16 protein-coding genes are annotated in these 21221 nt (G+C 69.4%); 4 read left to right on the plus strand and 12 right to left on the minus strand.

Annotation, left to right across the window (positions count from 1 at the left end; genetic code table 11):
• Nucleotides 1–15: 15 nt before the first annotated feature.
• Entirely contained in the window at nucleotides 16–1476 is a 1461-nt protein-coding gene (locus ACWEIJ_RS30845; protein WP_449840750.1) for a non-reducing end alpha-L-arabinofuranosidase family hydrolase, read from the minus strand.
• A 283-nt stretch (nucleotides 1477–1759) separates the two neighbouring features.
• On the opposite strand from ACWEIJ_RS30845, the gene ACWEIJ_RS30850 reads away from it, so the two are divergent.
• Nucleotides 1760–3763, plus strand: coding sequence for a glycoside hydrolase family 31 protein (locus tag ACWEIJ_RS30850; protein ID WP_449840751.1), 2004 nt, complete (start codon nucleotides 1760–1762; stop codon nucleotides 3761–3763).
• Nucleotides 3764–3766: 3 nt separating this feature from the next.
• Here ACWEIJ_RS30850 and ACWEIJ_RS30855 read toward each other — a convergent pair whose 3' ends face one another.
• The 3 genes from ACWEIJ_RS30855 to ACWEIJ_RS30865 form a co-directional block, all read right to left on the minus strand.
• A complete protein-coding gene (locus ACWEIJ_RS30855) occupies nucleotides 3767–5755 on the minus strand; it encodes an alpha-L-fucosidase (protein WP_449840752.1) in 1989 nt (662 codons plus the stop codon).
• Between the two features lie 233 nt (nucleotides 5756–5988).
• Nucleotides 5989–6672 (minus strand): FadR/GntR family transcriptional regulator, encoded by a 684-nt coding sequence (locus tag ACWEIJ_RS30860; RefSeq protein WP_449840753.1) that lies wholly within the window; start codon nucleotides 6670–6672, stop codon nucleotides 5989–5991.
• Nucleotides 6673–6706: 34 nt separating this feature from the next.
• Nucleotides 6707–9682, minus strand: coding sequence for a tetratricopeptide repeat protein (locus ACWEIJ_RS30865; RefSeq protein WP_449840754.1), 2976 nt, complete (start codon nucleotides 9680–9682; stop codon nucleotides 6707–6709).
• Nucleotides 9683–9848: 166 nt separating this feature from the next.
• On the opposite strand from ACWEIJ_RS30865, the gene ACWEIJ_RS30870 reads away from it, so the two are divergent.
• Nucleotides 9849–10220, plus strand: coding sequence for a hypothetical protein (locus ACWEIJ_RS30870; protein WP_449840755.1), 372 nt, complete (start codon nucleotides 9849–9851; stop codon nucleotides 10218–10220).
• A gap of 80 nt (nucleotides 10221–10300) precedes the next feature.
• Here ACWEIJ_RS30870 and acpA read toward each other — a convergent pair whose 3' ends face one another.
• Nucleotides 10301–11959 carry an acid phosphatase gene (gene acpA, locus ACWEIJ_RS30875; protein ID WP_449840756.1) on the minus strand — a complete coding sequence of 553 codons (1659 nt, stop codon included), beginning with the start codon at nucleotides 11957–11959 and terminating at the stop codon, nucleotides 10301–10303.
• A gap of 155 nt (nucleotides 11960–12114) precedes the next feature.
• A complete protein-coding gene (locus tag ACWEIJ_RS30880) occupies nucleotides 12115–14136 on the minus strand; it encodes a GDSL-type esterase/lipase family protein (RefSeq protein WP_449840757.1) in 2022 nt (673 codons plus the stop codon).
• 279 nt (nucleotides 14137–14415) lie between these two features.
• Here ACWEIJ_RS30880 and ACWEIJ_RS30885 point away from each other — a divergent pair, with 279 nt between their 5' ends.
• Entirely contained in the window at nucleotides 14416–15198 is a 783-nt protein-coding gene (locus tag ACWEIJ_RS30885) for a hypothetical protein (RefSeq protein WP_449840758.1), read from the plus strand.
• 64 nt (nucleotides 15199–15262) lie between these two features.
• Nucleotides 15263–15517 (plus strand): Smr/MutS family protein, encoded by a 255-nt coding sequence (locus tag ACWEIJ_RS30890; protein ID WP_449840759.1) that lies wholly within the window; start codon nucleotides 15263–15265, stop codon nucleotides 15515–15517.
• 2 nt (nucleotides 15518–15519) lie between these two features.
• Here the strand turns inward: ACWEIJ_RS30890 and ACWEIJ_RS30895 are convergent, their stop codons facing one another.
• The 6 genes from ACWEIJ_RS30895 to ACWEIJ_RS30920 all read right to left on the minus strand — a co-directional run bounded on the left by ACWEIJ_RS30895 (nucleotide 15520) and on the right by ACWEIJ_RS30920 (nucleotide 21155).
• Entirely contained in the window at nucleotides 15520–16389 is an 870-nt protein-coding gene (locus tag ACWEIJ_RS30895) for an ABC transporter ATP-binding protein (RefSeq protein WP_449840760.1), read from the minus strand.
• Nucleotides 16386–16781 carry a GntR family transcriptional regulator gene (locus ACWEIJ_RS30900; RefSeq protein WP_449840761.1) on the minus strand — a complete coding sequence of 132 codons (396 nt, stop codon included), beginning with the start codon at nucleotides 16779–16781 and terminating at the stop codon, nucleotides 16386–16388. The genes ACWEIJ_RS30895 and ACWEIJ_RS30900 overlap by 4 nt, the downstream gene beginning before the upstream one ends.
• Nucleotides 16782–16826: 45 nt before the next feature.
• The gene (locus ACWEIJ_RS30905) at nucleotides 16827–17825 is read right to left on the minus strand and encodes an ABC transporter permease (RefSeq protein ID WP_449840762.1); all 999 of its coding nucleotides are present in this window, start codon (nucleotides 17823–17825) and stop codon (nucleotides 16827–16829) included.
• The gene (locus ACWEIJ_RS30910) at nucleotides 17822–18565 is read right to left on the minus strand and encodes an ABC transporter ATP-binding protein (RefSeq protein ID WP_449840763.1); all 744 of its coding nucleotides are present in this window, start codon (nucleotides 18563–18565) and stop codon (nucleotides 17822–17824) included. Before ACWEIJ_RS30910 ends, ACWEIJ_RS30905 begins: the two co-directional genes overlap by 4 nt.
• A 214-nt stretch (nucleotides 18566–18779) precedes the next feature.
• Nucleotides 18780–19931 carry a right-handed parallel beta-helix repeat-containing protein gene (locus ACWEIJ_RS30915; protein WP_449840764.1) on the minus strand — a complete coding sequence of 384 codons (1152 nt, stop codon included), beginning with the start codon at nucleotides 19929–19931 and terminating at the stop codon, nucleotides 18780–18782.
• Nucleotides 19932–20129: 198 nt separating this feature from the next.
• Entirely contained in the window at nucleotides 20130–21155 is a 1026-nt protein-coding gene (locus ACWEIJ_RS30920; protein ID WP_449840765.1) for a LacI family DNA-binding transcriptional regulator, read from the minus strand.
• Nucleotides 21156–21221 lie beyond the last annotated feature (66 nt).

The raw sequence follows: 21221 nt of genomic DNA on the forward strand, positions 1-21221 counted from the left end.
GCACGGGTCAGGCGATCAGCGCTGCAGCGTCAGCACACCCGGCCGCCAGGGCAGGGAGTTGTACGGAAGCCCGTCGGACTTCGGGTCCCGCCCCTGGTACAGGAGCTGGAGGTTGCACGGGTCGATGGTCTTGGTCTGGTCGGGGTTGGCGCGCACGAGGTCACCGTGGCTGATGTCGTTGCTCCACGTGGCGCCGCTGTTGGCCTTGCCCGCGAACGGGTTGCTCTCGGTCGTGGCCTGCGGGGTCCACGACCCGTTCAGGCTCGTGGCGGTGAACGAGCGGAAGTAGCGGCCGTTGCTGCCGAGCGCCTCGACGAGCATGAGGTACTGGTTCTGGTCCTTGACCTTGTAGACCTCGACCGCCTCGAACAGCTTGTCCCGCGTGTCGGTCATGATCGTCGTGTAGGAGGTGCCGAAGCTGCCGGGGAAGTTCCCGATCGGCATGCTGGCGCGGTAGATGCTGCCGTTGTCGCCGGCGAAGAACATGTACATGTTCGTGCCGTCGCCGATGATCGTCTGGTCGAGGGCGCCGCCGCCGGGAATGTTGCCGGAGAACAGCTCCTGCGGCGCGGACCAGCCGTTGGGGTTGGTCGGGTCGCTGGAGGTCCGGTAGCTGAAGGTGGTCGCACCCCACTGGTAGGTCAGGACCCAGATGTTCTTCGGCGCGAAGTAGAACAACGTGGGCGCGACGGTGCCGATGTTCATCCCGGTCTGCGTGGCCGAGGCCATGTCCGACCAGTTGGTGAACGGCGCGAAGCCCATCGAGCCGTAGTGCTGTCCTGAGGCGTCGACGGTCGAGCCGTAGACGATGTGCTTGCCGTTGTAGACGACGTTGGTGAAGTCCTTGAGCGAGACCCAGTCGGACTTCGGGGTCGCCAGTGCGCCGGTGGAGGACCAGCGGTAGGTCGTCGGCAGGGAACAGGTGCCCGGGGTGTCGCTCACGCGGGCCAGTTGCCACTGCTGGTTGGCGCCGTTCCAGTCGCCGTACTGCACGACCGCCGCGCCGTCCGCGGTCGACAGGCCGGTGACCTCCACGGCCTTGCCGCTGTTGCGGTTGATCAGCCTGACGTAGCCGCCGTCGGAGTCCGCGAGCCGGAACTGCTGGTTGGTGCCGTTGAGATCGGTCCACTGCTGGACCTTGCCGCCGTCGGCGGTCGACCAGCCGGACACGTCGAGGACCTTGCCGGAGTTCCTCGACTTCAACCGGTAGTAGCCGCCCCCGGCGTCGACGAACTGCCACTGCTGGTTGTTGCTGTCGTGGCGCGACCACTGCTGCACGGTCGCCCCGTCGGCGGTGGAGGCGTTTGCGACGTCCATCGCCTTGCCGCTGTTGCGGTTGACCAGCACGTACCACGCGTTCGTGTCCACGGTCGCCGCCGACGCCGCAGTGGTGTCGATCGCGACCGTCCCGGCGGCCGCGAGCACGATGCTCAGCGCGGCCGCCCACCTGCGCCGTCTCGGTCGGACCTGCTCCATCGAATCCACGGTGATTCCCCTCAGAGTCAAAGTCACGTACGTGCAATAGGCAGTGTTAGCGTTAACATTCTGCTTTTCAAACTGCCAGATCATTTTCGGAATTTCAAGGGGTGGCGAGCTGAAGACCTGCGGATTTGTCGAACGAATTCGACGCGAAAAAAGCTGACCCGCCGCGTCTCGATTGGCGAGGAGGTGAAGTCGGGCAACGCCATTGTCGGTGGATGTGCCGGTTTGGTAGGTTCCGCAAATCGAAGCGCTTCAACGCCGTTTTGGGGGAGACGCCGTGCCTGCTTTGGTGCACAACGCCGGTGGCCTGGAGCTGCGCACGCCGCAGGAGGTCCTGCGGATCGAACCGTGGGGGCCGCACGCGGTGCGCGTCCGTGCGGCGGTGACCGCGATCGAGCCCGGACCGGCCGGCGCACTCGACGCCGTGGCACCGCCTTCTCCCGACGCCGAACTGACGGTGCTGGACGACGGGTCGGCGCGGCTGGTCAACGGCAGGCTCACCGCCGAGGTGGACGCCGGCGGCCGGATCCGGTTCCTGCACGCGGCGACCGGTCGAGAGCTGCTCGCGGAGAAGCGGCCGTACACCGGCCACACTGGACCGAGGGTCTTCTCGCCGCGGGTCGACGGCGGCTACCACGTCCAGCAGCACTTCGCGGCGTACGAGGACGAGCGGATCTTCGGCCTTGGCCAGCACCCGAACGGCCGCCTGGACCAGAAGGGCGTGGTGGTCGACCTGATCCAGGCGAACACCGTCGCGGCCATCCCGTTCCTGCACTCCTCCCGCGGTTACGGCCTGCTGTGGCACAACCCCGCGCTGGGGCGGGTGGAACTGGGTGCCGACACCACCCGGTGGGTCGCCGAGTCCACCCACCAGCTCGACTACTGGATCACCGCGGGCGACACCCCGGCCGACATCGCGGCCGCCTATGCCGATGCCACCGGCCGTCCGCCGCTGCTGCCGGAGTGGGCGAGCGGGTTCTGGCAGTCGAAGCTGCGCTACCGCGACCAGGAGGAGCTCCTCGCGGTCGCGCGCGAGTACGCGCGGCGCGGTCTGCCGTTGTCCGTCATCGTCTGCGACTTCTTCCACTGGCCGCACATGGGCGACTGGCGGTTCGAACCCGGCGAGTGGCCCGATCCGGCGGCGATGGTGGCGGAGCTGTCGGGACTCGGCGTGCGGCTCGCGGTCTCGGTGTGGCCCACCGTGGAGCCGAGCAGTGACAACCACGACGCGATGCGCACGGACGGGCTGCTGGTCCGCGACTCCCACGGCGGCCTCCTCACCACGCACTGGCCGTCCCGCGAACCAGGACCCGCCTATCAGCCGATGGCCTGCTACGACGCCACCGATCCACGCGCTCGCGAGTTCCTGTGGCAGCAGCTGAGCGAGCACTACCACGCGAACGGCATCACGTTGTTCTGGCTCGACGCCTGCGAACCGGACTTCCCACCGCACCTGGCCTCCCGCGCCCTCTACGCCGCCGGCCCCGGCACACAGGTCGGCAACCTCTACCCGTTGCGGCACGCGCAAGGCGTGGCCGACGGCCTGCGGTCCACCGGTGAGGACCGCCCGCTGACGCTGATCCGCAGCGCCTGGGCGGGCAGCCAGCGCCACGGCACCGCGCTGTGGTCCGGTGACATCCCGAGCACGTTCTCCTCGCTCGCGACCCAGATCCGGACCGGTCTCAACGTCGGGCTGAGCGGAATTCCGTGGTGGCACACCGACATCGGCGGCTTCCACGGCGGCGACCCGGACGACCCGGCCTACCGGGAGGTCCTCGTCCGGTGGTTCCAGTACGGCACCTTCAGCCCGATCATGCGGCTGCACGGCGACCGGAAACCGAACCAGGCCTTCGGCACCTCGATGACCGGCGGCCCGAACGAGGTGTGGTCCTACGGCGAGGAGGCCTACGAGATCCTCACCGCGCACCTGCGGCTGCGGGAACGCCTGCGCCCGTACCTCGCCGAGCTGTCCGAGGCCGCCCACCGCACCGGCGCTCCACCGATGCGGCCGCTGTTCTTCGACTTCCCCGGCGACGAGCGCGCCTGGACGGTGGACGACCAGTTCCTGCTCGGACCCGACGTGCTGGTCGCGCCGGTCATCGAGGCCGGAGCCCGATCCCGGTCCGTGTACCTGCCGGCCGGGACCCGTTGGCGGCAAACGACGACCGGTGCGGTCCACGACGGCGGCACCACCGTCGACGCCGCGGCCCCACTCGCGCACCTCCCCGTCTTCGTCCGGGAAGGTGCGGCGGTGGGCGCAGCGTTCGGTGCCGCGGACTGACGGTCAGACCGCCGAGATCGTCCAGTGGTTGTTGGTGCTGCCGTTGGGAGTCCACAGGACGACCGCGGAGCCGGACGTGGTGTTGCCGGCGCCGTCGAGCGCGGTTCCGGTGCCCCGGTTGATGATCTGGTAGCGGCCGTTGCCGACGGAGTTGAGGCGCCACTGCTGGTTGACGCCGCCGTTCCAGGTGTTCTGCACCGCGCCGGCGCCGTTGGCGGTCGCGCCGTTGCTGTCGACCACCAGGCCGTTGGTGCGGTTGACGAGGCGGTAGTAGCCGGTGCCGAGGTCGACGAGCTGCCACTGGAGGTTCGGGCTGCCGTCCCAGGTCCACTGCTTGACGATCGACCCGGCCGCGACGTTGCCGCCGCCGTCGAGGGCGAGGTTGCTGGTCGCGTTGCTCAGCTTGGCCCAGCCGGTGGGCAGCGGAGCCGCGCCCAGCGTCGGAATCTGGCCGGAGAACGTCAGTTTTACGACGTACGCGGGCGCGGCGAACGGTGCGTTCGAGGAGGGCATGGTGATGTGCAGGCCCGAGCTGTCCTGGCTGCGGCCGGGCAGGTCGATGTAGGTGCCGGCGCTGGAGCCGAGCAGCTGCGCCGAGGTCAGCGTGCCGAGGTTGATCCGCGCGGACGTCATCGTGGTGATGTTCAGGGTGCTGCCCGGCCAGCCGAGGACCGTCGCGTACAGGACGGTGTTGGCCTTGTTGCGGGTGAAGCGGATGTCGGTGTTGGTCCCGGCGTGGGGGGTGGTGAAGGAGCCGCCGCCCATCTTGGTCGGGCCCTCCCCGTACGCGGACCAGGCGCGGGTGGCGTAGATCGACTCGCCGAAGCGCCTGAGGTAGTCGCCCATGCCCAGCAGGATCGTGCGCTGCTCGGCCGGGATCGTGCCGTCCGCCATCGGCGCGATGTTGAGGACCATGTTGCCGTTCTTGCTGACCCGGTCGATCAGCGAGTGCAGCATGGCGTTGAGCGAGTAGTAGCCGATTCCGACCGTGTAGCACCAGCTTGAGCTGGAGATGCTGTCGTCGGTCAGCCAGTACGGGCTCTGCAGGTCGCCGGGGCCGCCGCGTTCGAAGTCGAAGACCTCGCCTCTGTTGTTGAAGCCGTCCTTGTAGGTGGCGACGACTTCCTTGTTCCACGCCACGGCCTTGTTGTAGTAGTACGCCAGGAAGTTCAGCCGTTGGGCTTCGTCCACAGCGGACAGGTTGAAGTCCTGCCACAGGATGTCTGGCTGGAAACCGTCGACGATCTCCTTGAGCTTGTCGTACCAGAGCTGGTTCTGCGCGGCCGAGCCGAGCTGTCCGTAGAGCTTCTTCAACGTGGTGGTCGGCTGCGCGGGCACGTGGTCGTAGAAGCCGGTGAAGTTGTACGCGTGGTGCATCGCCACCATCAGCTTCAGGCCCTTGGCCCGGATCGCGTCGGCGTGCAGCCGCACGAGATCCAGCTTCGGTCCTTTCGCGACGGAGTTCCACTCGTTGACGCTGCTGTTCCACATCGAGAACCCGTCGTGGTGCTCGGCGACCGGTCCCGCGAACTTCGCACCGGCGTCGGCGAACAGCTGCGCCCACTCCACGGGGTCGAAGTTGCCGCCGGCCGACTTGAGCTTCGGGGCGAACTGGACGTAGTTGCCGTTCTTGTCCCGGGCCCCTTCGATGAAGTTGTGGTACGGCCAGGAACCCGGATCACCGAACACGCTCTTGTGGTGGGTGTTCGCCGCGGAACCGTCGATGTACATGTTGCGCGGGTACCACTCGTTGTCGTAGGCCGGAACGCTGAAGACACCCCAGTGGAAGTAGATGCCGAACTTCGCGTCCTGGAACCACTCCGGCGCCGGCGGGTGCTGGTCCACCGACGCCCAGGTCGGCGAGTAGCTGGTCGGTCCGGGAATCGCGGCGCCCGCTCGCGGCACGCCGAAGGTGCCGGACAGGGCGGTCGCCGCTCCGGCCGCCCCCAACGCGGTGAGGAACTGGCGACGGTTGTGGGGGGATGGAGACATGAGGGTTCCTCCCGATCGGTGCGGTGGCCGCAACACGCGAGACATCTGACGTTAAGCCCAGGAAACCTGAACCGTCAACGTCCTGTCTCGTCCCGTCGCACCGTCTGATCGGTCAAGAATTACCTTTGGTCACAACGTTTGTTGCTGATCAGGTGGTCGCATCGATGAGCTGACCTTGGCCGTTCGACAATCGACCGCACCAGCAGTGAGGGTGATTCGTCCGATGTATCGGCTCAGGTGTTGGAGAGGATCGCGCGCAGCCACGCTTCCGAGGTGTTGACGTGCACCATGGCGGTGGACTGCGCGAGCAGCTGGTCGCGTGACCGCAGTGCGTGGTAGATCGCCTCGTGCTCGGCGAGCGTGATGTGCGAGGCGTTGCCCTCGATGAGACCGCGCCACACCCGTGCGCGAACGGTCCGGGTGGACAACCCCTCCAACAGGGAGGCGAGTGTCTCGTTCCCGGTCGCGGCGACGACGGTGCGGTGGAACGCGGTGTCGTACTGGATGAGCAGTTCGGCGTCGTCCTGAGCGGTCCTCATGTCCTCGAGGATCTTGCCCAGGGCGTCGAGGTCCTCCGCGGACATGCGGATCGCCGCCAGACCCGTGGCCATCGGCTCCAGCAGCCGGCGGACCTCCATGACCTCCAGCAGGGTGTCGTCGCGCAGCAGTTCCACCGCGAGGCCGAGCCCTTCGAGCAACAGGCCCGGCCCGAGACTCGTGACGTACGTGCCGTCACCGCGGCGCACGTCGAGCACGCGTGCCGCCTCCAGCACCTTGACCGCTTCGCGCACGCCGCTGCGGGACAGCCCGATCTGAGCGGCCAGCTGGGGTTCGGGTGGCAGCCGCGCACCCGGTGGCAGCTCGCCGGACCGGATCATGGCCCGGATCTTCGTGATCGCGTCGTCGGTCAGTGCCATGCCGGTCCCTCGATGCCTGTGCCAGGGGCGGACATCATATCTTTGATCTTGTCGACGCGGCGGTGTCCGCGAGTCGCGCGCCGACCACCTCGGCACTGGGGTGGTGCAGCCCGGTCAGGATCTGGTGCGAGAGCTGCCAGGAACGTGCCGCGCCGGCCCGGTCTCCCTGCTGCTGCAGGCATTGGCCGATGCCGTCGAGCGCCGCGGCCTCCTCCAGCTTGTTCTCGGCGGAGCGGGCCGAGCGGAGCGCGCGGTCGAACTGCACGAGGGCTTCGCCGGTCTTCCCGCAGTGCCACAGCGATCGGGCCATGCCGTTGAGAGCGGGGGCTTCCAGGCTGTGGCTCCCGATCTCCTCGATGAGCGCCCACGCGCGGTGGTGGTGGTCGAGTGCCTCGTCGATCCGGTTCAGGCGGCCGTAGACCTCGCCCGTGCTGGTGAGGGTGCGGGCCTCGCCGTGCCGGTCGGTGAGCTCGCGGCACAGCGCGAGGGCCTCGCCGAGCCACCGCAACGCCTGCGGCAGGTCGCCGAGTTCGCGGTGCAGCTCGCCCAGGTTGCCCAGGGTGGTGCTCTCGCCGAGCCGGTCGCCCGTTTCGCGCATGACCTCGAGGGTGTGCAGGAAGTAGCTCCTGGCTTCGGTGTACCTGCCGGAGTCGAGGCAGAACGCGCCGAGGTTGCCCGACGCGATCGCTTCGCCGTGACGGTTGTGCTGTTGCCGGCAGATCGCGAGGTCGCGTTCGAAGCAGACCAGCGCCTCGTCGAACCTGCCCAGCTTCTTGCAGGCGTTGCCGAGCGCGGCGGTCGCCTGGCTTTCGCCGCGCAGGTCCCCGAGCGTGCGGAACAGCGGCAGCGCCAGCAGCAGGTGCTCGCGTGCCGCGGCGAACTCGCCCGCCCGGTACAGGGCGAGGCCGAGGTTCGTGCGGATGACCGCCTCGCCGCGGCGGTCGCCGTCCTGGACGGTCCGCGCGAGCGCCACCTCGCTGATCTGGCGCAGGTCCTCGGTCCACCCCTGCCGGTGCAGGTAGCGGTGCAGTTTCGCGGCGAGCTGCCAGCAGGGTCCCGTTCTGCCCTCGGCCGCGCTGATGCGGGTCACGGCGAGCAGGGCGACGCGCTCGGTGTCGAACCACGCCACGGCCTCGTCGGCGTCGGCGAGTTCGATCGGCGGTGGTGTCGCCGGTGCGGCCGCGCCGGCCTGGAACCGGCCGGGTGGGGCGATCAGCGCGTCGGCGACGTCGGCGGCGCGCAGGTAGTGGTCGACGAGCCGGGCGAGCGCCTCGTGGCGTTCGGCGTCTCCGACAAGGGTTCTCGCGTGCTGGCGCAGCAGGTCGTGGCACCGGTGGCGGCCGGGTGCGGAGGGCTGGAGGAGGTGCACGTCGACGAGGTCTTCCAGCAGGTGTTCCGCGGCACCGGGCGCGAGGCCGGCGAGGGCGGCCGCGGCGGGCACGTCGAAGTCGTCGCCGGGGTGCAGGCCCAGCACGCGGAACATCCGTTGCTGCTCGCCGGTCAGGTCGCGGTAGGAGAGGTCGAACGCGGCCGCCACGCCCAGGTCGCCGGTCGAGAGCTCGGCCAGCCGCCGGGCGAAGTGCTCGATGGTCCACTGTGGACGGCTGCGCAACCGCGCCGCGGCGAGGCGCACGGCCAGCGGCAGGCAACCGCAGCCGCGCACCACTTCTCGCACTGCGCCGGTCTCCGCGGCGGCGCGTTCTTCGCCCACGATGGAGGTGAACAGCGCGACGGCGTCGTTCAGCGGCAACACGTCCAGCGAGACCGTTCGCGTGGTCGGCAGGTCGACCAGCCTGCGTCTGCTGGTCACCAGCGCCAGGCAGCCGGCGGCGCCGGGCAGCAGCGGCTGGACCTGCGCGCTGTCCAAGGCGTTGTCCAGCACCACGAGCACGCGCCGGGCCGCGAGCTCGGCCCGCCACAACGCCGATCTCTCGTCCACGTCGTCCGGAATGTTCTTGGCGGGTACGCCCAGCGCCCGCAGCAGTGCCTCCAACGCCGCACCGGCGGGAGTGGCGTCGCGGTCGCCGCTGTGCCCGTGCAGGTCGATGAACAGCTGAGCGTCCGGATACCGGTCGACGAGCCGATGCGCGAGATGCACCGCGAGCGCGGTCTTTCCGACACCGGCCATGCCGTCGATGGCGTCGATCACCACCGCGGTGGCGTCGGAGTCGACGGTTTGCAGCAGTCGCAGCTCGTCCGCGCGGCCGGTGAAGTCGGTGACGTCGCGCGGCAGGTCGTTGCGGCCAGGTCGTGGTCCGGCCGGCGACAGGACCTCACCGCGCAGGATCTTCTCGTGCAGCCGCTGCAACGGCGGGCTCGGGTCGCTGCCGAGCTCGTCCGCGAGTCGTTCGCGCAGCTGCTGGTAGTGCTGCAGCGCGTCGGCCGGCCGGCCGCTGCGGCACAGCGCGAGCATCAGCTGACCGACCGGGCGTTCCCGCAGCGGGTGCTCGACCGTGAACGCCAGCAGCTCGCCGATCACCTCCTCGTGCCGGGCCAGGTCGAGGTCGGCCTCGACCGCCAGCTCGGTCGCGGCGAGCCGCAGCTCGGTGAGCTCGGCGGCGACCCGGTCGCGCAACCGGTCCGACGCGACGTCCGCCAGCACCGGCCCGCGCCACAACGCCAGCGCTTCGCGCAGCAACGCCGACCGCTCGGCCGGGTCGCGCAGCATGCGCGCGTCGGCGACCAGCGCGCGGAACCGATGCGCGTCCACCGACTGCGGATCGACCTCGGCCGAATAGCCCCCGTCGCGCGCGACCAAACGCACGCTCTCATCGCCCGCCAACGCTTTGCGCAGCCGTGACACGTGACTGTGCAGCTGCGTCCTGGCCTTCTCCCCGGCGGCGTCGTCCCACAGCAGGTCCAGCAACCGTTGCGTGCCGAGCACTGCGTGCGGCTCCAGCAGCAACAACGCCAGCAGGCACCGCTCGCGCTTGCGGCCGAGCGGAACCGCGCGACCGCCTCTTTCCGCCTCCACCCGCCCGAGCAGCCGGAACGTCGTCCTGTCGGACACAAGCTCCCCCTCGTCGCCGACGCACGCGATGGTAGTCGCGTACGGCCGCAAACGTCATGGCTTTGGCAAGGGGTTTGGCAAGGAGGCGCTGCCACTGTCGGTGTCGCAGGAGTTCAGACCAGTGACAGGAGACGTCATGAACGGCCGAACGGCTTTCAGGTGGGGGATGTCGGTCGCGTCCCTCGTGTTCACGGCAGGTCTGCTCGGGGGAGCACCCGCGTCGGCGGCCACCTCCTCGGACGAGGTGACCGCGCAGGCGTGCGCGACGCACGAGATCTATGTCCCGAACAAGCCGAACCGCATCGTGAGCATGCGGTACAGCGAGTGCCACCGCACGTACAACGGCGTCAAGCAGAGCAGCACCGCGATGTGGCTGTGGGACAACAAGGAGGGCGACGGCAAGTGCGCCGTCGGCCGGGTCACGATCGGCAGCTGGAAGTACAAGTGGCAGTGGTGTGACGCCACCAAGCCCAGCCCCAAGTACATCAGCGGCTGGCACAACGGCGCGGACGCGAAGGTCACGCTGGAAGCCGCCTGATGCGGTCGAGCGGGTCACCGTCAGGGGGTGCGGTGACCCGCTCGGCGCTGCACTGTCCGATGTGGACTAGAAGGCTCCGCCTACCACCGCCGGAACGCCGTGAAGAGGTCGCTGACCGCGGCATCGCGCGTGCCGAGCGGCTTGAGGTGGAACTGGTGCTCGATCGTCGCCATGATCGACGTCGTGTCGTGCGACGTGTGGTCGACGGAGAACCGGCGCGGCAGCAGGGGCGAGATCACCAGCGCGGGGATGCGGGTGCCGGGACCCCACTGGTCGCTGACGCCGCGGCGGGACGGCGGCGGGACGTGGTCCCACTGGCCGCCGAACTCGTCGTAGGTGACCACGACCATGGTGTGGGCGGCGTCCGGGCCTTCCTCGATCGCCTTGAGCAGGTCGACGAGGTGGCGGCTGCCGGTGTCCTCGCTCGCGTAGCCGGGGTGCTCGTTCTCCTCGCCGACGGGCTTGATCAGGCTGACCGGCTTGAGGTGGCCGGACTTCGCCGCGGAGATGAACTCGACCTCGTCGCGCAGGTGCGCGGCGCGTGCGGCGGTGCCGGGGGCGTAGTTCGCGTAGTAGTTGAACGGCTGGTGGTGGTACTGGAACGTCGCATCAGGACAGTTCGGGTACACCGCGCCGGCCGCGGTGCGCGGGCTCGTGCAGGTGCCGGGGGTGGTGCCGTTCGTCCAGCCGGGGCCGCCGACGTTGCCGTTCGCGTTGTCCCAGCCGCCGGAGTACCAGGCCCAGTCGACCTTGGCCGCGGACAGCCGGTCGCCGATGGTCGGCGTCGTCTGCGGTGGCAGTCGCCGCTCCGCGGGGGTGCCCGGCGCGAACGGCTGGTACGGCGGCTGGACCGTGTTGACCGCGTAGTCGCCGCACGTGGTGCCCTTGGGCGGGGCCGGCACCCCGGCCGGGACGGCGCACGTGCCGTCGGGGTTCGCCGCCTGGGTGAGCGCGCGGTCGGCGGTGCCCGGTGCGGCGGGGTGCAGCGGCGAGGAGCCGGGGTCGCCGTCCGGTCCCACGACCGAGTGCAGGTCGTTCGCCGAACCGTCGCGCACGGCACCCGGCCACGTCGGCGTGTTGGGCGTGATCAACCACTGGTGGTTGAGGAACGAGCCGCCGAACGCGCCCTGGAAGAAGCGGTCGGCGATCGCGTAGTTCGGGGCGTGCTTGCCGTGCAGGTACTCGTAGATCGGCAGGCCGCGCGTGTCGTAGTTGCCCATGGTCAGGCCGACCGCGTCGCTGGCCGCCACGTAGCGGTCCATCTTGCCGCCGTCGATCTGGTACTGCTCCTGGTAGTAGCGGTGGACCAGGTCCCGCGTGCAGCCGCCGGGCAGGCCCTGGCCCTTCGGCACGCCGTTGGGCAGGAACTGGCCCGGCTTCGGGCACGTCGTGTCCTCGGGCTTGATGTAGTCGTCGATCTGGAACGGCTTGTTGGTGAACGCCGAGCTGGTCGTGCCGCTGGTGCAGGTCGCGGGCAGCGGGGGCGAGGTGAGGTTGACGTCGTTCTGCGGCAGGCAGGGCAGCACCGTGCCGTCCGGCGCGACCTGCGGCCGCGGGTGGGCGCCGCGCAGGCCGTCGACCCGCTCCCAGCCGCCGAACAGGTTGTCGAAGCTGTGGTTCTCCTCGTAGATCACCACGATGTGGTCGATCCGGTTGCCGTGTGCCTCAGCAGTGCCGGCGAGCGTGCCGGCGAGCAGCGCGGGCACCGCCAATCCCAGCACAACCGTTCGCGAGACCATGCCGCCCCTCCCATGCCGTTGACCGCTGTGCAGCTTCACCCACCACCCGGTCACGGGCAACCCGAGCTGTCCGAAATGGGCGCCTTACCTGCACTGGTCATCTCGCCCGGCGTGCCGGGCCGCCGGATCGTCCGGCAACCCGGCGGGGCCGGTCGCTAGATCCGCTCCACGAACATCCCCTCCGGTCCCGCGCCGGGAGTGTTCCGGCAGGTCGCGTTCTGCCCCAACGCGGCGTAGAGGGCGAGGCATCTGCCCATGGCGCGCTGGCCGTAGAAGTCGGGGTGGAAGGACTCCTGCGTCTGACCCTGGACGACACCGGTCACGAGGAACCGCGCCCACTCGCTCAGCACCGGGTCCGGCGGGGTCTTCGAGGTCACCAGCCGGCTGGAGACGGAGCAGACCTCCCGGCCGTTGAACGCGTCCTGCAGGTCGAGGAAGCCCACGCCCGCGTTGGTGGCGGCCTGCTTGAGCAGACTGGAGATCTCGCCCACCAGCTTGCCGCGCGCCCAGTCGGCGTCGGCGTTCCAGAACGGGCAGCCTCCGGTGTGCCACCGCTCCCAGGTGCCTTCCTGGTAGCGGATGTCCTTGGCCAGGGGGATGGGCGACGGTGCGGACTGCAGGACGATCCGGTAGTGGCCGGGCTGGTAGCCGGCGTCCGTCATGGTCGCCTGGATCTCGGTGATGGCCTTCACGACGTTCTTGAGCGTGGGGCCCAGCTTGGGCAGCAGGCCCTTCTGCTGTTCGTCGTAGCAGGGCGGGTTGCCGAGGGTGTACGCGCTGATGCAGGCCTTGATGATGGAGGAGAAGCCGAGGTCGTTGCCGCCGATGGACAGCGCGATCAGCCGCACGTCGTACTGCTTCGCCACCGCGAGCAGCTGGTCGGCCTGCGGCGCTTCCGTCTTGTAGGGCTGGCCGCCGTTGCTCGCGCGGAAGACGTTGACGGTCTTGGCGCCGGAGCAGGCCAGGTTGATCTGGACGTCGTTGACGTCGCTGCTGTGCGCTTCGGCCGAGTCGGACCGGTTGCACCCGTCGTTGTAGGAAGAGCCGTAGACGATGCTCGGGTCGTAGCGCTCCCAGCCCAGATAGGCGCGGTCGGTGCCGTCACGGCTCTGCAGCCCGTAGTTGCTGTTGCCCTGCCAGCGGCCCGCCTCGCCGGACATGAAGCTGTCGCCCAGGGTCACCGTGGCCGTCGGAGCGCCGACGGTGAGGAACTTCCACGTCATCGACTGCTGGTCGCCGCTGTTCCAGTCGCGCGTGCGCACGGGCGCGGTGGTGGGTGAGGTGGCGCCGGCGTCGACGTTCTGGGTCGCGTCCCCGGCCCACCGCAGGGCTTTCGCCCCGAAGTACTTGTCCGGGCTGAACGTCCAGAGCTCGCGGTCGTCGCTGGGATAGGTCAGGTCGTCGACGCGCAACGGGCCGGCGGTGCCGCCGCCGTAGGTGATCACCTTGCCGTACTGGGGGTTGTAGAGGACGAACGGGCCGTTCTGCGGTCCGAAGGGGAGCCATTCGCAGGCGCGGTCCTGGGTGTTCGCCGACAACCGCACCGTGCCGTCGGTGGCGGCGCACAGGACCTGATTCGTCCACATGTTGCTCGTCACGAACACGGCGGCGGCCGACTTGGCCACCTGCGGCGCCGCGAGGTCGCCGGCCTTCCGGACGTTCCAGGTCTGCTGGGCCAGGCCGTTCCCGTCGGCCAGCACGACCGGGCCGTCCGCGGGGGTGTCGCCGTTTCCCGCGTCGACGTTCTGCTTCTGGTCGGCGAACCACTGAAGGGCGCGGTTTCCGCCGTCCTGCGCCGGGCCCCAGGCGAAGTTCTGGGCGGCCGTGGCCGGATAGGCGAGTTCCGCCATGACGAGCGGCGCTCCCGCGGCGTCCCCGCCGAGGACCATGCCCTTGGCGGGGTTGAAGAAGGTGAACCGGCTGTCCTGGCCGATCTGCTCCCACTGGCAGTACGGGTTGCTCGCGTCCCGGCCGACCCGGACGTAGAGGTCGTCCGGGTTGGCGCAGAGGACGATGTCCGCCCAGCCGCCGTTCGTGATGTTGACCAGCGTTCGGCTGTCCTGGCCGATGTCGGCGCCGGCCGCGGCCGCGCTCGTCGACGCCGCCACGATCAGGCTGCCGGCGAACATCGCGGCGGTGACGCTCGCGATCGACCGGCGAGCTCTGCGTTTCCGCACGGTGAATCCCTTCCCGGGGACGTTTCGGATGGCGGCCGATCGTGGTTCGACGAGGTCGTCGGTAACCCTGCAGATTTCTTGACGCGCAGGTCAGGGCGCGTCCTGCGCCGTCAGAACCGCGCTCGTGAGGCCCTGCGACCTGCGCGTTGAGAAACCTGCAAGGTTTCGACCCAGCCCGGTGCCGGATCTTTGCGTCGGTGCACGGCGGGCCCGCGCCGCCCGTCGTGTGCCGACCCCGAGCTTCTGATCCGCGTCCTGGGAGGACAGATGGAAGATTTCATGATCAGCCGGCGACAGGGCCTGAAGGCCCTCGGTGCGGCGGTGGGTTCCGCGGTGATCGGCACGACTCTGATCACCGCGGCGAACGCGACTCCGCGTTTCAGAACGAGCCCCCGGCTGCCCGTGGCGAAGGCCTCCACCGCGGTCGCCGGCACGACCTACACCCTCACCGTGCTGAACGAGTCGATCAACGTCTTCGACATGTGCGTCTACCAGGTCGACCCCAACATCGGTAACCCGAACGTCATGTCGCTGGCGTGGTTCACCCAGGAGTCCTACCCGACCACCAAGAGCATCTTCTCCTGGCAGATCGACTACTCGTTCGTCTGGTCCCAGACCGGCGTCCTGGTGCCAGGAGTGACCTTCAACGCCTCGCAGAGCTGGCCCGCCGACCCGAGCGTCGTGGGTGTGTCCACGAGCGTCAAGGGCGGCAACCAGATCGGGTTCTCCAAGCCCAGCAAGGCGTACACGTTCACGTCCACCGGCACGCCGAAGGCCCAGGTCGGCACGCTCTACGTGGCCGAGGACAAGACCCTCCCGCTGCAGCAGGCGTCGGTCGGCATCGGCATGGGCGGCTCCGGCACGTTCGCCGTCCAGGCGCAGCCCAACCTGCCCCTCACCTTCACGCCCCACCCCGTGTACTACCTGACGGCGGGCCAGTACGCGAAGGGTGAGGTCCTCGACATCGGGGCGGTGACCAACCCCGTGCCCATCGAGTTCGGGCCCGGCGTGTTCGACGTGGTCGCGACGCTCAACAAGGACAACACCTGGACGGTGAGCTGACGGATGCGGCTGGTGCGGTTCCCGCGCGGGTGCGCGGTGAACCGCACCCGCAGTAGGGTGCCCTGTGGCCGCGAAGATCACCGTCGACCTGCACCCCGTCTTCCGCAGCGATCGGGACATCGCCACCGCGGTGCGCAACGCGCTGTTCCGGGCGGCCGGGGAGAAGGTGCCTCTCGTCGAGATCATCACGGGCAAGGGTTCCGGCAAGCTCAGGAGCCGCGTGCTCGCGATGCTGAAGCAGCCGCACGTCAAGAAGCTGTACCGGCGGGTGGAGACGGCTCCCGGCAACGACGGCGTGGTGCTGGTGCACCTGACGTAGACCTACCCGTGCTGGGCCGGCGACCGCCGGTCGCGTGACGCGCGCAGGTAGCCCATGACCAGGGACTCCAGGTCCGGTTCGGTGTCCGCCCACCCCTGCGGCGCCGGCCCGGCGTCCCGCAGCAGCAGCGTGGACTGGCGCTGGGTGTGGGTCGCGCTGACGAGCGTTCCCTCCACAGTGGACTGCTTGGCGGCCGGGCCGACCAGGATCCGGTGCCGTGCGAGGACTTCCTCGATGTCGCCGTCGAGCTGGACCCTGCCCTCGTCGACGAGCAGGAGGTGGTCGCACACCTCGCGCAGGTCGCTGAGCAGGTGCGAGGACATCACCACGGTGGTGCCGCGTTCGGCCACCTCGGTCATGATGATCCGCAGCGTCTCGTCGCGGGCCAGCGGGTCCAGATCGGACAGCGGTTCGTCCAGCAGCAGCAACCGGGGGAGCCGTCCCAGTGCCATCGCGATGGCCACCTGGCTCACCGCGCCCGCGGACAGGGTGCGGATCTTCGCCCGGTGGTCCACGCCGCCCAGCAGGCCGAGCACCTCGTGGACCCGGTCGGCGGACCAGCGGTCGTTCATGGCCGCGCCGACGCGCATCAGTTCGCCCACCGTGAGATCGCGGTAGAGCGGACGGTTCTGCGCCAGGAACGAGATGTCCGGGTGGATGCGGTCGCGCGACGGGGTGCCGAAGATCCTCAGCTCACCGGTGGTCGGGCGGACGAGCCCCGCGGCCATGCGCAGCAGGGTGCTCTTGCCCGCGCCGTTCGGGCCGATCAGCGCGACCACCTTGCCCTCGGGGATCGCGAAACTGCAGTCGCGGACCGCCCAGCGGGTGCGGTATCGCTTGCCCACGGCGGTGGCGCTCAGGGGAGTCGTCATCGTTCCTCGGCGGGGTAGATCTCGTCGCGGACCGCGGTGTACAGGGCGTCGACGTCCTCGACGACGAGGCCGTCCGCTCGCGCGTGCCTCATCCAGCCGGTCAGCTCCCGTCGCAGCGGTGCGTCGTCACCGGTGGTCGCTTCGGAGGACAGCGACTTGGTCACGAAGGTGCCCAGGCCGCGGCGGCCCTCCGCCAGTCCCTCGCGTTCCAGCTCGCGGTACGCCTTGAGCACGGTGTTGGGGTTGACGGTGGTCGCCTCCACCACCTCCCGCGCCGCTGGCAGCCGGTCGCCGGGGTTCAGCAGTCCCAGTCGCATGGCTTGTTTGACCTGCTGGACGATCTGCATGTAGGTGGAGACCCCGGAGCGCCGGTCGATCCGGAACTCGATCACACCGGTCAGCATAGGTGCTGCCGCGGCTGGGGGCCTCCAATCCGGTCAGCTCTGTCGGCGCAGCGCCCAGGTGGTGCCCGCCAGCAGCAGGACGGCGAGCGCGCAGAAGATCGAGGCGTCGACGAGGTGCACCTGCCAGGCCTGGCTCTCCGGGATGACGTCCGCGTACTGCTCGGCGAGACCGGACTTCGGCAGGCAGGCCATGAACTCCCGCTGCGAGTCCGCCGTCCCCGTCCCCTGCGGTGTGCTCTTGCAGGCGTCGATCAGAGTCCTGACCCTGTCCGCGGGAACAGGTTGCCCGGCGGCGTCGAGATAGCCCTCGTCGAGCACCAGGCTGCCGTCCTGGTGCACGGTCAGCTGCTGGTCGGCCGTCACCTCCACGCGCTGGGCGGGAACCAGGCGGTCCACCACGCCGGCCAGGGCGAGGCGCACGGCGACGAAGGCGCCGAGCCCCGCGGTCATCGCCACCAGGCTGCGGCGGGACACCACGCCGAGGAAGGTGCCGAGGGCGAAGGCGAACAGCGCGTAGCCGACCGGGGAGACGTGCGCGATGCCGAAGTTGATGGCCGTGAACGGACCGTTCATCAACGGCCCCAGCGTGCCGGCCGCGGCCAGCAACCACGAGACCAGCCACTGGAGCGCGACCAGCACGACGAGCGCCGGCACCAGCGCGATCAGCAGCTTGCTCGCCATCCACCGGGTACGGCTCACCGACTGGGTGAAGGCCAGCACGTGGGTGCCCTGTTCCAGCTCCCTGGCGAAGAGGGGAGCCCCGATGAAGACGCCGATCAGGGCGGGCGCGCAGATGATCAGCATCCGCCCCATGTCCAGCGGGTTCGCCCACGCCTCCGCGAAGCCCTTCACCGCCTTCGCCGGTGCCGTGCACTGGTCGAGGGGCGCCGTCACGCAGCCGGTGAGCTTCGCCGAGGTGAGGTCGTCGATCATGTTCGACCGCAGCAGCGCGATGGCTGCCGCGCCGACGACCAGCAGGCCGAGCAGGGTGATCAGTTGCAGGCGCTGCTGCCGCCACGAAGCCCAGATCATGCCGCTTCCTCCTGTGCCGCCGCCGTGCGCATGTGGTGGAGAACCAGTTGCCCGAGCGGAACGCCGTTCGGGCTGAGCCGGCCGACGTCCCCGGCCAGCAGTACCTGTCCTTTGTGGAGCAGGACGAGGTGGTCGCACACGCCTTCCAGCTCCGCCAGCACGTGCGAGGACAGCACCACGGTGATGCCCTGGGTCTTCGCCTCGGTGATCAGCGCGCGCAGCACCGTCTCGCGGGCCAGCGGATCCAGATCGGCCAGCGGCTCGTCGAGCAGCAGCAGCCGCGGCCGCTTGCCCAGCGCCAGCGCCAGCGCGACGCGGGTGCGCTGCCCGCCGGACAGCGTGCCGATCTTCGCGGGCATCGGCACGCCGGCCTGCTCGACCAGGTACTCGGCATAACCCTGGTCCCAGGTCGGGTTGGTGCGCGCCCCGTACGTCAGCGTCTCGGCCACGGTGAACTGCGGGTACAGCGGCTTCTGCTGCGCCAGGTAGGAGACCGCCGGGTGCAGTCCCCTGCCGGTCGGGCGTTCACCGAAGACGGTGATCGCCCCGGTCGTCGGCCGCAGCAGGCCGGTGGTGAGCCCCATCAGCGTGCTCTTGCCCGCACCGTTCGGGCCGACGAGCGCCACGACCCGGTGGGGCGGGATCACCAGCGACGTCTCCCGCAGCGCCCATCCCCTGCGGTACCTCTTGCTCACGCTTTCGGCGATGACCGGCAGCGTCTGGTCGGGTGGTCTGTGCATGGTCCCGACCGTAACACCTTTCACTAGTGAAGTAGTGAAAGGGTGAGATCCCCCTCGCGGGGGCAACCCGGGGTGTGTCGCGGACGTCATCACTGCGTCGCGCGGTTGCTCTCCGGTCCATTAAGGACAGTGCGTTTCGCCTGTGCGGACGTGACACCTGCGCGTGACGCGGACGGGGTGACCGATGCGCTCGGTCACCCCGCGTTCCTCGCCGCTACGAGCACACCACGCCCAGGCAGCCGGACGGATCGCCGTGCGAGACGTTGCCACCGCCGTCCGTCACCGAGCCCGGGACCGCCTCGATGCCGTAGTCGGCGTTCCCCTTGGTGAAGTTCCCGGTGATCTCCACCGGGCTGTTCGCCGGCACGTTCACGTGGATCCCGTCGTTGATCGGACGCCCGGCCTTGTCGACTCGCCCACCGGAGCTCTTCCCGTTCGCCTTCAGGACGTTCTTCTCGATCCGCACCCAGTAGGGGCTGTGCACCGCGGCGGAGTCGAGGAGGATCCCGGCGACCGCGTTGTCGACGAACGCGTTGCCGGAGATCGTGATCCCGTTCTCCATGCCGACGAACACGTCGGACGCGTCCACCCCGATCTGGTTTCCGGTGAACCTGTTGCGGATGATGCGAAGGTTGGCCGACGAGATCGCCTGCTGGACGAACACCGCGCGGTCGCCGTCGCTGAAGCGGTTGTCGGTGATCGTGGTGTTGTGCGAGCCGTTCAGCACCCGGACGTAGCCCTGCTTGAAGGTGTTGCCGGACACCGTCAGGTCGTCCGCCTCGCGCAGGCTCACCCCGGACCTGATCAAGGTGCTGCCGGTCAGGGAACCGTTGTTCGCGTTCGTCGAGAACGTGATCGGGCTGTCGACGAAGGTGGAGCCGGAGAAGTGCGGCGAGCGGCTGGTGAGCTTGAGTTCGATCGCGGCCTGACTGAATTCGGAGCCGGTCACGGTGAGCCCGGAGGTGGTGTTGATTTCCACGCCACCGCGGCGGATCTTGCAGCCGGTCAGTTTGAAGCCGGTGCTGTTGTCCGCGGTTTGGACGTTGTGACCGGTGTTGTCCGTGAGGATCAGATCGACGAGTTCGCCGTCAATCGATTCCGCGAAGAAGACGCCGCGGTCGAAATTCGAGATCCTGCCGTTCCGCACGCGGACTCCGGCCTGTTCGACCGCGGAGATGCCGGTGCCGGTGCCGGATCCGGTGATGCTGTGGCCCTTGAGGTTCACGACGACGTTGGCGGCCTTGACGATGAGGCCGGGGCCAGTGCAGTGCAGGTCGGCGGAAAGGCTGATGTCGGTGGTGACGGTGTCGCCGCACTGGATCGCGGGCGGCGGGCCGGCGTGGGCCAGTCCCGAGTTGACTGCCACGAGCAAGGCGGTGGTGGTCAGAACGGTTGCGGAGCGGCGAACACTGAACGGTGGAATGCGCATTGGTCACGTCCCGTCGTCTGATGTTCCTCTCATCGTCGCGCCGAAGGCCGTGTTACGGTCCATCGCCTATTTCGTGCATTAATTCCACAATGAATGGAAAGGTGATCGGCGGTATTGCTCCGAACGGATGTCCGGTCAGGCGCCGCGCGGTGGTGCGGTGGACTCGCGGACGACGAGCGTGGTGGCGAGTTCCACGCGGGTGCTGTTCAGGGTGTCGCCGGCCGCGAGCCGGAGCAGGGCGTCGGCGGCGGCACGGCCCATTTCGGCGAACGGCTGCCGCACCGTGGTGAGCGGTGGTGACGCCCAGCGGCTGGGGGACATGTCGTCGAAGCCGACGACGCTGAGGTCTTCCGGGATGCGCAGGCCGCGGACTCGGGCCGCGGCCATGACGCCCAGTGCTTCCGGGTCGTTGGCGGCGAAGACCGCGGTCGGCGGGTCGGGCAGGGCGAGCAGGTCCAGGCCTGCCTGGTAGCCGCTCTGGAACGTGAAGTCGCCGGGACGGATGAGGCCGGGGTCCGCCGGGATGCCGGCCGCGGCCAGTGCGGCGTGGTAGCCGTGCAGCCGGGCGACCCCGCACAGCGCGCCGGCTCGCCCCTCGACCATGCCGATGCGGCGGTGGCCGAGTTCGGTGAGGTGTTTGGCGGCGTCCATGCCGCCGCTGAAGTTCGTCGCGCCGATGCTCGGCAGCGACTGGTCCGGGATGTTCACCGGGTCGATGAGCACGAGCGGGACGCCGGTCTCGGTGAAGTGGTTGCGCTGCTGCTGCGACAGCGTGGAGGTGACGAGGATGACGCCTTCCCGCTGGGCGTTGGCGATCCGGCGCGCCCACTCCGCGCCGATCGGGTCGTCGGGCAGCACGCCGACGACGACCGCGATGCCCGCGTCGGCGACCGCCTCGGTGACGCCGCGGACGATCTCCAGGTTGTTCGGGGTCTCCAGCGCGTCGAAGACGAGTTCGAGGCTGCGGCCGCCCTGGGGCACGCCACCGAGGCCGCGGGCGACGTAGTCGTGGTCGAGCAGCGCGGCCTGGATCCGGGCGCGCGTGGCCGGTGCCACGTCGCTGCGGCCGTTGATCACTTTCGACACCGTTGCGATCGACACGCCGGCCGAGCGCGCGATCGCGCCGAGCGTGACGCGTCGCCGGGTGGCTTCCTCGGTCACCGACTTCCCCCTTCACCTGGTGAAACCCTGCCGAAAACTTTGCGAAGCTTCAGCCGTTGACGCTCG

The sequence above is a fragment of the Lentzea sp. NPDC004789 genome (assembly GCF_053601075.1).

Excerpts from the sequence above, each read along its gene's own strand:
- ACWEIJ_RS30870 (WP_449840755.1), top strand. The coding sequence starts at position 9,849 with ATGTCGGTCGCGTCCCTCGTGTTCACGGCAGGTCTGCTCGGGGGAGCA.
- ACWEIJ_RS30845 (WP_449840750.1), bottom strand. The coding sequence starts at position 1,476 with ATGGAGCAGGTCCGACCGAGACGGCGCAGGTGGGCGGCCGCGCTGAGC.
- ACWEIJ_RS30885 (WP_449840758.1), top strand. The coding sequence starts at position 14,416 with ATGATCAGCCGGCGACAGGGCCTGAAGGCCCTCGGTGCGGCGGTGGGT.
- ACWEIJ_RS30895 (WP_449840760.1), bottom strand. The coding sequence starts at position 16,389 with ATGACGACTCCCCTGAGCGCCACCGCCGTGGGCAAGCGATACCGCACC.
- ACWEIJ_RS30860 (WP_449840753.1), bottom strand. The coding sequence starts at position 6,672 with ATGGCACTGACCGACGACGCGATCACGAAGATCCGGGCCATGATCCGG.
- ACWEIJ_RS30905 (WP_449840762.1), bottom strand. The coding sequence starts at position 17,825 with ATGATCTGGGCTTCGTGGCGGCAGCAGCGCCTGCAACTGATCACCCTG.
- ACWEIJ_RS30855 (WP_449840752.1), bottom strand. The coding sequence starts at position 5,755 with ATGTCTCCATCCCCCCACAACCGTCGCCAGTTCCTCACCGCGTTGGGG.
- ACWEIJ_RS30910 (WP_449840763.1), bottom strand. The coding sequence starts at position 18,565 with ATGCACAGACCACCCGACCAGACGCTGCCGGTCATCGCCGAAAGCGTG.
- acpA (WP_449840756.1), bottom strand. The coding sequence starts at position 11,959 with ATGGTCTCGCGAACGGTTGTGCTGGGATTGGCGGTGCCCGCGCTGCTC.